Below are 11,645 nucleotides of genomic sequence, written 5' to 3' on the forward strand. Positions count from 1 at the left end.
GTGCATTTCCATAATAATAAAATATGCACTTAAAAATCAACGTGTTGAATAATCAGAGGTCATTGCTGTGGCAAACGCAAACAAACTCACGCTCTTCATCGTCATTTTTATGCTGATGGGGATCCTCTCCGGCGCGGCTATCCATGCCTACGCGACGCCGACCACCATCTCCGCATGGGCAGACAACATCACGCTGCTGACCGATCTGTTTCTGCGCTTAATCAAAATGGTCATCGCGCCGTTGGTGTTCAGCACCCTGACGGTCGGTATTATGCGCCTCGGCGAGACGGCGACCATTGGCCGGGTGGGCGGTAAGGCGATGGTGTGGTTTATCACCTCTTCGGTATTGTCCATTCTCGTCGGGCTGGTGATCGTCACCTTCCAGCACCCGGGCGCCGGGCTAAACCTGACGGTGCCGAAAGAGGCGGTGGATACCGGCCTGGCGGTCAGCGGCATGACCCTGAAAGGGTTCCTGTCGCATACCATTCCTACCAGCATCACCGAGGCGATGGCCAACAACGAGATCCTGCAGATTGTGGTGTTCTCGATGTTCTTTGGCATCGCCGGCGCGTCGCTGGGGGAGAAGTTTAATGCGCCGCTGGTGGCGGCCCTTAACGTGGTGTCGCACATTATGCTGAAGGTGACGGGCTATGTGATGTACGTTGCGCCGCTGGCCATCTTCGCCGCCATCTCGTCGGTGATTGCCTCGCAGGGGCTGGGAATTTTGCTCAACTACGCGTCGTTCATTGGCGGTTATTACCTGGCGGTGCTGCTGACCAGCGCGGTGCTGATTGCCGTCGGCTATATGGTGCTCAAGAAAGAGGTCTTCCGTCTGCTGAACATGCTGAAAGATCCGGTGCTGGTGGCCTTTACTACCAGCAGCTCGGAAGCGGCCTATCCGAAGACCCTCGAGCGGCTGGTGAAGTTTGGCTGTTCGCGCAATATCGTCTCGTTCGTCCTGCCGATTGGCTACTCATTCAACCTCGTCGGCTCGATGGTTTACTGCTCTTTCGCCGCGATGTTTATCGCTCAGGCCTATAACGTGTCGCTGAGCTTCAGCGAGATGACGGTCATGATGCTGACCCTGATGCTGGCCTCAAAAGGCATCGCCGGGGTGCCGCGCTCGGCGCTGGTGGTGCTGGCGGCCACCATTCCCAGCTTCCATATTCCGGTTGCCGGGATCCTGCTGCTGATGGGCATCGACCACTTCCTCGATATGGGGCGCTCCGCCATCAACGTGCTGGGCAACGGCATCGCCACCGCCATGCTGTCGAAAAACGAAGGTCTGCTCACCGACGAGGAAGCGCAGCCGGACTGGGAAGCGGAAAAAGTGGAAGCCTGATCCTGCCGCGCCCTCGCGCAGAGGGCGCCATTCCACATGGAAAAAAAGACCCCTGACAGGCACGTCAGGGGCAATGTGACGAAGTATCAGTTTTCCTCGTAAATAGTCTTTTTTCTTATATAAAGGCGCGCGGTAACGTCTTTATACCGAGGAAGCGTCAGAGTTTAACGTTATGTCTGGCAGCGCTGGCGCTTTTTTAGCATTCAGCGGCTATTTTCAGATTTCCGACAATATAGCCAGGTGAAAATCTTATTTTCTTCTGCACGCTATTTGCCTACCAGCGCTCACGTAACAGATTCATAAACTGGAAAAAGTCGTGGTTATTATTCAGGCTGTATTTTTCCATTATCTTATTCTTATGATAAGCGGCGGTGCGGGGGCTGACGCGCTGCAGGGCGGCGATTTTACTCATATCGAGACCTTCGAGAATACCGTGCACCACGGCGGTCTGGGAGCGCGACAGCACGCGATGCGGGCAGCTGGCGCAGCTGAGCTCCCGGCCTGCGTCGTCGGTGGCCGAAGGCGCCATACAATGCTGGAGCTCGCTTTTAATAATCGTCAGCAGTTGCGGAATACTGGCCGTCTTGAGCGAGACAAAAATGACCCCTTTCAGGCAGTTAATCATGAAATCCTCTTCCGGCAGCTGGTCGTAGCTGTGGAGGATAATCAGCGAACTGCCTTTTTTCCTGTTTTTAATCAGCGTATTGCACAGGTAGATTTCGCCGGGGATCACTTCGCAAATGATGATGTCTTCCCCTGACAGGTCATTATTCCGCCAGGAAAAGCGCGCCCGCTGATCGCCCCGGGTGAGGTCATTGACCATGGCGACCAGCGATTCACGGACAAAGGTGTTACGGGTATTGATGGTGACATTAATGTTTCTCATGGCGTTATTTCCTTACGCAAAAACATAACGCCATGCTGTGACACATCCTCCGGGCGTATGCGGTGTGTTGACTGTATTAAAGTGCCTACAATATGTTTTTATTATTCTACAGTGAATTATTTACGACGCATTGAACGCTTATCGTTGAAGGTAAATTTCTGCCGTCTCCTGTCTTTCAGATAGGAAATAAAACTGTATACAGAGATGCTGAAGAAAAAAATGCATAGCAATAAAACTAACCACGTTTGCATGGCCATTGTTTATACCTTGTTTGTGTTGCATGGTGTCAGAATTTGCCGCGAACGGCTAATACGTTTTGTTATATGCTTTTCTGTCCAATGAAAATCATACGACATCATCCTTATGTAGTAGCACTATAAGAAAGTTCTTAAGGTCATCGTCAGTCTCATTCCTCTCATTTCTCTCAGAAAATGAGAAAAATTAACACTTGCGAGTCATTCATATCCAGCATGGCCGCCGACATACCCCGTCCATCAGGAGATAAAGGCCAGCCCCTTACCAAAGATGGCGCGTACGGGCAGGTGGATCCCCTGCTGGCGAGCCTTGTGGCGCAGGCGGCTAACCACCACGTCGATGCGGTGCAGGTCAGGCTCGCTTTCATGGGCGAACAGGCAGGCATGGAGATCCAGCTTGCTGCACACTTCGTTGCGATTGCGCATTAAGAGCTCCACCAGGCGATATTCCTGCTGGGTTAACTCCAGCGTCCGGGCGTCGGGTGAGATCAGTTTATCTTCGTGCAGACGCCACAGCCCGGTAGCGGGGGGAGAGACGGCGCTGGCCGTCTCCGGCGACGGGGAGGCCGCCGGGCGATCCTGTTGCAGGCGGGCGCCGAGGGCGGTCAGGGTCTCCGCGAGATGGGCGAAGTTAACCGGCTTGATCAGGTAAGCATCCGCCCCGAGGCTCAGCGCCTGCAGTTTATCCTGCTGCTGGCCGCGGGCGCTGACCACCACCAGACCGTAGTGCCCTAGCTCGTGCAGGTAGCTCAGCACGCTGAAGCCATCCTCGCCGGGCAGACCGATATCAATCAGCACGATGTCCACCGGATGGCTGTGCAGTTGCCGCCAGAAGGCCTCAGCGCTCCGCGTCCCCCATACCTCGAAGCCGCGATAGCCCAACCAGGCCAGCAGTTCATCCAGCAGATCGGGGTTATCTTCAATTATCGCCAGCCGTAAAGCCATGCGTCGTTCTCCTCTTAAGCAACCGTGGGGAGGGTGAGAATAAAGGTGCAGCCGTCCGGGCCATGCTCGGCCAGCCACAGTTTGCCATCATGAGCCTGCACGATCTGACGCGCAACATACAGTCCGAGACCGGTGCCGCCCGGCACCGGCGACGTATGTTCCCCGCGGCGATAGCGCTCAAAGATCAGTTCCGCCTGTCCGGCGGGGAGCCCAGGACCGTAGTCGCGAATGCGCAGCTCTGTTTGCCCGGCATCGGCGTGAATATCGATGGTGATTTCGCCCGGCGGCGAATACTTGACCGCGTTATCCAGCAGGTTGGCGATGGCGATGCACAGCAGGCCGGCGTCGGCCTGTAGCTGCGGGCTTTCCACCGCGCCGTGATGGCGAATGTTCAGGTAATGGTCGTGGGAGATAGCCACTACCGAGGCCGCCATAGTGATCACCGTCAGCAGGGCGGTCTGCTGGCGGTCGACGTGCAGATCGTGGGAAGCGAGGCGGGCGTCGGCGAGGCAGTTATCGGTGAGCTGCACCAGACGGGTGGCGGCGCGGCCGATGCGATCGAAGCGCGCCTCCTGGCTGGCCGACGCCGCCGAGAGGCGGAGATTCTCCAGCGCGGCCTGGATCACCGCCAGCGGGGTGCGGAATTCATGCGCCACCATGCCCATAAACTGCCGCTGGTGGAAGCTGGCCTCGCGCTCGATCTGCAGCTCGCGCGCCAGGCGCTGCTTCTGCTCCAGCTGGCGGTTTTCAGCCCGCACCCGCAGGATGGCAATGATCAGCACCGTAATGATGTGGACGATCAGCGCATACTGCCAGAGGGAATAGATCGCCATATGAAACGGGATAATACCGTGGATCGACAGCTGCACCAGCACCGCGGCGGCGACATAGAACGGCGGCAGGAGCCCCAGCAGGAGGGTGTTGCGGTCGATAGCTTTTTTGCGCCACAGCCACCAGGAGGTGAACAGCAGCACCGGAGTGATAATGATAAAGATCACCCCTTCAATCTGCATGGCGAGGCCGTAAAACCCCAGCGGAATGCTGACCTGCAGCAGCAGGTTGAGCGCCACGGCGGCGATCAGCAGCCGGTAAAGCCGCAGCATATTTTTCTTCAAATCAAATATCTCGCTGTGCAGCCACAGGGCGGTGGCATAGCTGAACAGGGAGAGGCTGCTGATCATAAAGTCCTGGAAGGGCAGCGCGGCGCGGCCGAAGAACCACTCCGGGAAGCCGTGCAGGGCGGCCACCAGCGGATAATTGAGCGAGAAGAAGCAGATGCCCCACAGCAGACGCCGGCGCAGGGCCAGGGCCAGCCACAGCGCCACGCCGCTGGCGACCGCCGCCAGGCCAAAATAGAAGCTCCAGAAGGCGGTGTCGGCGGTGGCCCGCTGCAGATAGGCCTGCGGAGATGAGAGGGAGGCCAGCAGGATCAGGGTGCTGGTGCTCTGCAGGCGAAAGACCATCTCATAGCCGGCGGCGGTGGGCGGCGGAGGGAGGATCAGCACGCTTTCCCGATAGTGGAGATCGCTCTCCCGGGCGATGTCACGGTCGCCAAAGGTCCGCGCGGTCCACGGCGCGTCGCCGCCCAGTGGCCGGTAATAGAGAGTCAGGTGGTCGACGAAAGAGGGGCCAATCTGCAGCCAGCGCGACTCGCCGGCAAACCATTCACCCGGCAGCTCGCTACGCAGCCACAGGGTTTTGCGTGAATAGCCGAAGGAGGGGATTTGCCGGGTGGTGGCGAGCTGGTCCACGGGCAGGTCGGCAAAGCGATCGATGGTCATCTGGCCGCTGTCGTCCGCGTACCATTCGACGGGGATATCCGTCCCCAGTTGTCGGGGCGCCGACTGCGCCTGCGGGGCGATCAGCAGCAAGAGCAATCCGCAGCTGACCAGCCAGCCTGCCAGGAACCGCGGCCGGCAACGCCGGACCGCTGCGAAGATCGCAGACACCCTTTTCAATCACGCCCCCTTGCGGCATGGAAAGATTACTGACCGCAGACGACTGGCTACGGTATGGATAATACGCCCCCGGAAGCGGAGGAAAGTGGACAGGCCTGTCCGGACGAACAGGCCATTTTGCGTGGGAGACCAGGAATATTCCAGCGTAATCTGCAGCGCCGCGATCAGGACAGACCTGCTGCGCGGCAGCGCCGGGCAAGGGCTAGCGGAAAACCACCTGCGCCCAGCGGGCCAGCCCGGCGGTTACTGAGCCAAAATCATCGCCACCGGCCAGCGGAATACCCGGGAGCTTGGCCGCCAGCGCCTTTTTGATCAGCGGTGAGCGGGCGCTACCGCCGGTCAGATAGATCACGTCCGGGGTGGTCTGGCTGCTGTCGAGGGCAAGCTGCACCTGTTCCATAATGCGGCTCAGCGGCTGATCCAGCGCCGCTTCCAGCCCCTGCCGGGCGATGGCGGTGGCCAGCTCGTCCTGAATAAACGGCAGCGCGGTCTCGACGCTGTCCGCGCTGGAGAGGGCGATTTTGCTCTCTTCGGCGCTGCGCACCAGACGATAGCTCAGGCGCTGACGCCAGACCTTCAGCAGCAGGGCCACTTTATCGGCATCCCGGGCGCTGCGCAGCAGGTCGTTAAGCTGACGGCCGTTGGCGGTGCTGTAGAAGTCGCTCTGCGCCGGGACGTCGTTGATCGCCACCGCGTTCCACCACGGAAGGATCGGCAGCGCGGTGCCTTTTTCCGTTTCGCCGCCCATGCCGAGCAGGGGCATCAGGCATTTGAAGGCCAGGGCAATATCGAGGTCGTTACCGCCGATGCGGCAGCCGCTGTGGCCGAGCAGGCTCTGCTGGCGGTCGGCGCGCTCCCGCCACTGCGGGCCCATCAGCAGCAGGGAGCAGTCGGTGGTCCCGCCGCCGATATCGACGACCAGCACCCGCTTCTCTTCACTGAGGGTGGCTTCGAAATCCAGCCCGGCGGCCACCGGCTCAAACTGGAAGACCACATCGCGGAAACCGGCGCGAAGGGCGGCCCGCTCAAGGATCCCCTGCGCCTGGGCGTTGGCTTCGTCGCCGCCGAGGCCCTGGAAGTTGATCGGCCGGCCTATCACCGCCTGGTCGATCTGCTCGGGCAGCTGGCTTTCCGCCTGCAGCTTGATGTGCAACATCATGGCGCAGACCAGGTCTTCAAACAGGGCCACCTGCTGCGGCTTGAGGCCGCTGGCGCCGAGGAAGGACTTTGGCGATTTGACGAAGTAGACCTCTTCCGGATCTTCAACATACTGATGCAGGGAGGCGAGGCCGAACTGCACGCTGTTGCGCAGCACCTCAATGTCTTCGTCGCGGTTGGCGGCGATGGCCCGGCGCAGTAGCGCCTGGTTTTCGTCGCTGTGGGTCGGCACCTCGTGATGGCGATAGAGCCACTCGCTGACCGCTTCGCGCGTCGGCGCGCAAAGCATGGAGGGCAGCAGCGCGCTGCCGTTTTCCAGCGTCAACAGCTGGGGCTTGTTTTCCCGCATCACGGCCACCGAACAGTTGGCGGTGCCGTAGTCAAAACCAATAAACATCGTCTGCAAAATCCCCATGCCGGTGAAGAAGGGGGGCGACTTTAGCGGATCGCCGTCATGCCGACAACCGGAATTTAAAAGCAAGGCGCTGACGGTGAGGGGCGACTATCATTGAAACGCTATATAAAGGAGAGCTTATGGTGCTGTTACCCTGGACCCCGCCCTACGACTGGGGGTGGATGGTTGGTTTTCTGCAGGCGCGCGCAGTCGCCGGCGTCGAGCGTTTTCATGACGGAGGCTACAGCCGCAGCTTTCGCGTAGCAGGCCACGGCGGGCTGATTCATCTGGCGCCGGACGAGGAGGCGCAGGGCCTGCGGGTGACGCTCTCCCCGGGGCTGCAGCCGGTGGCGGAGATCTGCTATGCGCGAATTGGCCAGCTGTTTGATCTGGCCTGCGACCCGCAGCAGGTCGCTCGCACGCTGGGCGATCTGGCGCAGGCGCGGCCGGGGCTGCGCCTGCCCGGGGCGCTGGACGCTTTCGAACAGGCGGTGCGTGCGGTGCTCGGCCAGCTGGTGAGCGTGGCGATGGCCGCCCGGCTCACCGCCAAAGTGGCGGCCGGCTGGGGCGAACCGCTGGCGGACGCCCCCGGCTATGTTCTATTCCCGACGCCGGAGGCGCTTTCCCGGGCCGATCCGCAGGCGCTGAAGGGGCTGGGGATGCCGCTTCGCCGCGCGGAGGCGCTGATCCACCTTGCCCGGGCGGCGCTCAGCGGCGAGCTGCCCCTTACCGCGCCGGCGGATATCGACGCCGGGCTGCGTCAATTGCAGACTTTGCCCGGGATTGGCCGCTGGACGGCCAGTTATTTTGCCCTGCGCGGCTGGCAGGCGAAGGATATCTTTTTGCCGGATGACTACCTGATTAAACAGCGCTTTCCGGGAATGACCCCGGCCGCCATCGCCCGCTATGCTCGCCGCTGGCAGCCGATGCGATCTTATGCGCTGTTGCATATCTGGTATACCGATGACTGGGCGCCGGCGGCGGAATAGCCGTCCGGGGCGCATACCACTGGTATCGGGACGCTGAAATCCCTATAATTGCCGCGTTTGGCGGTCCGCCGCCACCCTCCATCTCTATCCAGGTTAATCAGGTCGCAAAAATTTATGACTGATATGTCCCATCAGTGCGTCATTGTAGGCATCGCCGGCGCATCGGCTTCTGGCAAAAGTCTTATTGCCAGTACTCTCTATCGCGAATTGCGTGAACAAGTTGGCGACGAACATATTGGCGTCATTCCGGAAGACAGCTATTACAAAGATCAAAGTCATCTGTCGATGGAAGAGCGCGTCAAAACTAACTATGACCACCCGAGCTCAATGGACCACAGTCTGTTGTTCCAGCACCTGCAGATGCTGAAAAGCGGCCAGCCGATTGAACTGCCGGTCTACAGCTACGTCGAGCATACCCGCACGCCGAACACCATTCACGTCGAGCCGAAGAAGGTGATTATTCTTGAAGGTATCCTGCTGCTGACCGATGCGCGCCTGCGTAACGAGCTCAACTTCTCTATTTTCGTCGACACCCCGCTCGATATTTGCCTGATGCGCCGCATTAAGCGCGACGTTAACGAGCGCGGCCGCTCCATGGACTCGGTGATGGCCCAGTATCAGAAGACCGTGCGCCCGATGTTCCTGCAGTTTATTGAGCCGTCGAAGCAGTATGCCGACATCATCGTGCCGCGTGGCGGCAAAAACCGCATCGCGATTGATATTCTGAAGGCCAAAATCAGTCAGTTCTTTGAATAACCTGGCCGAATTGTGTAACGTGCAAAGAGTAGCCCTGTTGCCCTCTCCGCCGCGAAGCGTGCGGGAAGCAGCCTTATAAGGAGAAAGCCCATGCGTCTGTGTGACCGAGATATCGAAGCCTGGTTGGATGAAGGGCGACTGGCCATCAATCCGCGCCCGCCCGTTGAGCGTATTAATGGCGCGACGGTTGATGTACGGCTGGGTAATAAATTCCGCACCTTCCGCGGCCACACGGCGCCGTTTATCGATTTAAGCGGCCCGAAGGCCGAGGTGAGCGCCGCGCTGGACCGCGTGATGAGCGAAGAGATCGTTCTGCCGGAAGGGGAGGCCTTTTTCCTGCATCCGGGCGAACTGGCGCTGGCGGTGACCTATGAGTCGGTCACCCTGCCTGCCGACCTGGTGGGCTGGCTTGACGGGCGCTCCTCGCTGGCGCGCCTGGGGCTGATGGTGCACGTGACCGCGCACCGCATCGACCCGGGCTGGTCCGGCTGCATCGTGCTGGAATTCTACAACTCCGGCAAGCTGCCGCTGGCGCTGCGCCCGGGGATGCCCATCGGCGCGCTGAGCTTTGAACCGCTATCGGGCCCGGCGGCCCGACCGTATAACCGCCGTGAAGACGCCAAATATCGCGACCAGCAGGGCGCGGTGGCGAGCCGAATCGACAAGGATTGATAACGTCAACGGGGTGTTGCTGAGGGTGCCATGAGACGAATACTGACAACGCTGATGATCCTGCTGGCGGTCATTGTCGCCGGGCTTACCTCGTTGGTATTGCTGGTCAATCCCAACGATTTTCGCGCCTATATGGTGCATGAGGTGGCAGAGCGCAGCGGTTATCAGCTTGAACTCGATGGCCCGCTGCGCTGGCACGTCTGGCCGCAGCTCAGCATTCTCAGCGGGCGCATGACGCTGACCGCCAGAGGCGCTGAAGAGCCGGTGATCCGCGCCGACAACATGCGCCTCGACGTGGCGCTGCTGCCGCTGCTTTCGCACCAGCTGCAGGTGAAGCAGGTGATGCTCAAGGGGGCGGTGATCCAGCTGACCCCGAAAACCGAGGCGGTTCGCGACAGCGCGGCGCCAGTGGTGCCGCATGACAATACTCTGCCGCTGGCCCCGGAGGACCGCGGATGGTCCTACGACGTGCGACAGCTGCAGGTGGCCGACAGCGTGCTCTTCTTCCAGCATGAAAACGGCGAGCAGGTGACCGTGCGCGATATCCGCCTGCAGATGGAGCAGGATGAGAACCACCGGGCCACCGTCGATTTCTCCGGCCGCGTCAACCGCGACCAGCGCGACCTGGCGCTGAACTTCTCCGCCACCGTGCAGGGCGGCGACTATCCGCATTCGTTAAAAGCCGACTTTAGCCAGCTCAGCTGGCAGCTGCGCGGCGCCGAGCTGCCCCCCGACGGCATCAATGGTCAGGGGAGTCTGCAGGCCAGCTGGCAGGAAGATAGCAAGACCCTGCGCTTTGATAATCTGAACCTGATGGCCAGCGGCAGCACCCTCACCGGCAACGGCAGCGTGGTGCTGGGAGAGCGCCCGGACTGGTCATTGGATCTGCACGCCACCACCCTGAATCTCGACAGTCTGCTGGCGTCCTCTTCGCCGGCGACCGACAGCAGCGCCAGCCAGCAGGGCCAGAGCCAGACGCGCCCGCTGCGTCCGGTGATCGCCGACAGCGATGAGCGCGAAGATTACCAGAGCCTGCGCGGCTTTACCGGCCGGATGGCCCTGAGCGCCGACCAGCTGCAGTGGCGCGGCCTGAACTTCACCGAGGTGCAGAGCGAGATCAGCAATAAGCAGGGGCTGCTTACGGTCAGCAAAATGCAGGGCAACCTCGACGGCGGCCAGCTTTCCCTCCCCGGCACCCTTGATGCCCGCGGCGACACGCCGCAGGCGACGTTCCAGCCGGCGCTGCAGAACGTGGAGATCGGTTCGCTGATCAAAGCCTTCAACTATTCCTTAAGCCTGACCGGCAAGCTGTCGCTGACCGGCGAGTTTTCCGGAGCGCGCATTGACGCGGATGATTTCCGCCGTCGCTGGCAGGGCCAGGCGCAGATCCAGATGACGGATACCCGTACCGAAGGGCTTAACTTCCAGCAGCTGGTGCAGCAGGCCGTGGAGCGCAGCACCAACGTCCGGGCGCAGGAAAATTACGACAACGCCACCCGGTTGGATGCCGTGAGCAGCCAGCTGACGCTGGATAACGGGCTGGTGACGCTGAACCGCGTGCAGGGGCAGTCGGACGTGATGGCGATGACCGGCGAAGGACAGCTCGATCTGCAGAAAGAAAACTGCGATATGCGCTTTAACGTGCGCGTGCTCGGCGGCTGGAAAGGTGAGGGCAAGCTTATCGACCGCCTGAAGCAGACCGCCATCCCGCTGCGCATCTACGGCGACTGGCAGTCGCTGAGCTACAGCCTGCAGGTGGACCAGATCCTGCGTAAACAGCTGCAGGATGAAGCGAAGCAGCGCCTCAACGACTGGGTCGAACGTAATAAAGGCAGCAAAGAGAGCAAAGACGCCAAAAAGCTGCTCGATAAGCTGTAATCGTCCAGACCAGCAGCCCGGGACTACCGGGCTGTGAGCATGTCGTCCAGGTGTGATGTCACGTGGATGCCGGGCGGCGGCTACGCCTGACCCCGCCTGGGTTGTGCGGCGGGGGTAATCTCCCGGTTTGTGTCGCTATCCCGTAGGCCTGATAAGCGAAGCGCCATCAGGCAGTATGGCGGCTGTAGAGCATCAATTCCCTGTGACGTGAGCGTGTCGTCCAGGTGTGATGTCACGTTGATGCCGGGTCGCGGCTACGCCTGACCTAGGCTGGGTTGTGCGGCAGGGGGAATCCCCCGGTTTGCGTCGCCATCCCGTAGGCCTGATAAGCGAAGCGCCATCAGGCAGTGTGGCGGCGGTAGAGCATCAATTCCCTGTGATGTGAGCGTGTCGTCCAGGTGTGATGTCACGTG

The 11,645-nt window shown here is 60.5% G+C and carries 10 protein-coding genes; 5 read left to right on the forward strand and 5 right to left on the reverse strand.

Annotation, left to right across the window (positions count from 1 at the left end):
* Window positions 1–67 precede the first annotated feature (67 nt).
* Window positions 68–1,342 (forward strand): dicarboxylate/amino acid:cation symporter, encoded by a 1,275-nt coding sequence (locus ACOI6Z_RS01970; protein WP_032453470.1) that lies wholly within the window; start codon window positions 68–70, stop codon window positions 1,340–1,342.
* A gap of 274 nt (window positions 1,343–1,616) precedes the next feature.
* On the opposite strand, the gene ACOI6Z_RS01975 is transcribed toward ACOI6Z_RS01970, so the two are convergent.
* The 5 genes from ACOI6Z_RS01975 to yegD all read right to left on the reverse strand — a co-directional run bounded on the left by ACOI6Z_RS01975 (window position 1,617) and on the right by yegD (window position 6,940).
* The gene (locus ACOI6Z_RS01975) at window positions 1,617–2,228 is read right to left on the reverse strand and encodes a helix-turn-helix transcriptional regulator (RefSeq protein WP_023290390.1); all 612 of its coding nucleotides are present in this window, start codon (window positions 2,226–2,228) and stop codon (window positions 1,617–1,619) included.
* Between the two features lie 116 nt (window positions 2,229–2,344).
* Window positions 2,345–2,485 carry a small membrane protein gene (locus ACOI6Z_RS01980; RefSeq protein WP_004146563.1) on the reverse strand — a complete coding sequence of 47 codons (141 nt, stop codon included), beginning with the start codon at window positions 2,483–2,485 and terminating at the stop codon, window positions 2,345–2,347.
* A gap of 237 nt (window positions 2,486–2,722) precedes the next feature.
* Window positions 2,723–3,427 (reverse strand): response regulator transcription factor, encoded by a 705-nt coding sequence (locus ACOI6Z_RS01985; RefSeq protein ID WP_048297884.1) that lies wholly within the window; start codon window positions 3,425–3,427, stop codon window positions 2,723–2,725.
* 14 nt (window positions 3,428–3,441) lie between these two features.
* Window positions 3,442–5,298, reverse strand: coding sequence for a sensor histidine kinase (locus tag ACOI6Z_RS01990; RefSeq protein WP_420687025.1), 1,857 nt, complete (start codon window positions 5,296–5,298; stop codon window positions 3,442–3,444).
* A gap of 289 nt (window positions 5,299–5,587) precedes the next feature.
* Complete coding sequence (gene yegD, locus ACOI6Z_RS01995; RefSeq protein WP_420686846.1) at window positions 5,588–6,940, reverse strand: molecular chaperone; 1,353 nt, start codon at window positions 6,938–6,940, stop codon at window positions 5,588–5,590.
* 137 nt (window positions 6,941–7,077) lie between these two features.
* On the opposite strand from yegD, the gene alkA reads away from it, so the two are divergent.
* From alkA to asmA, 4 genes are all read left to right on the forward strand, one after another.
* Window positions 7,078–7,926: a DNA-3-methyladenine glycosylase 2 gene (gene alkA / locus ACOI6Z_RS02000; RefSeq protein WP_177335788.1), complete on the forward strand. Its 849-nt coding sequence runs from the start codon at window positions 7,078–7,080 to the stop codon at window positions 7,924–7,926.
* 114 nt (window positions 7,927–8,040) lie between these two features.
* Entirely contained in the window at window positions 8,041–8,682 is a 642-nt protein-coding gene (udk, locus tag ACOI6Z_RS02005) for a uridine kinase (RefSeq protein WP_002912442.1), read from the forward strand.
* A gap of 90 nt (window positions 8,683–8,772) precedes the next feature.
* A complete protein-coding gene (gene dcd / locus ACOI6Z_RS02010; RefSeq protein ID WP_004151145.1) occupies window positions 8,773–9,354 on the forward strand; it encodes a dCTP deaminase in 582 nt (193 codons plus the stop codon).
* A gap of 30 nt (window positions 9,355–9,384) precedes the next feature.
* Window positions 9,385–11,232 carry an outer membrane assembly protein AsmA gene (gene asmA, locus ACOI6Z_RS02015; protein WP_420686849.1) on the forward strand — a complete coding sequence of 616 codons (1,848 nt, stop codon included), beginning with the start codon at window positions 9,385–9,387 and terminating at the stop codon, window positions 11,230–11,232.
* Window positions 11,233–11,645: the final 413 nt, after the last annotated feature.

The sequence above is a fragment of the Klebsiella sp. C239 genome (assembly GCF_048822715.1).
Lineage (GTDB): Bacteria > Pseudomonadota > Gammaproteobacteria > Enterobacterales > Enterobacteriaceae > Klebsiella > Klebsiella quasipneumoniae.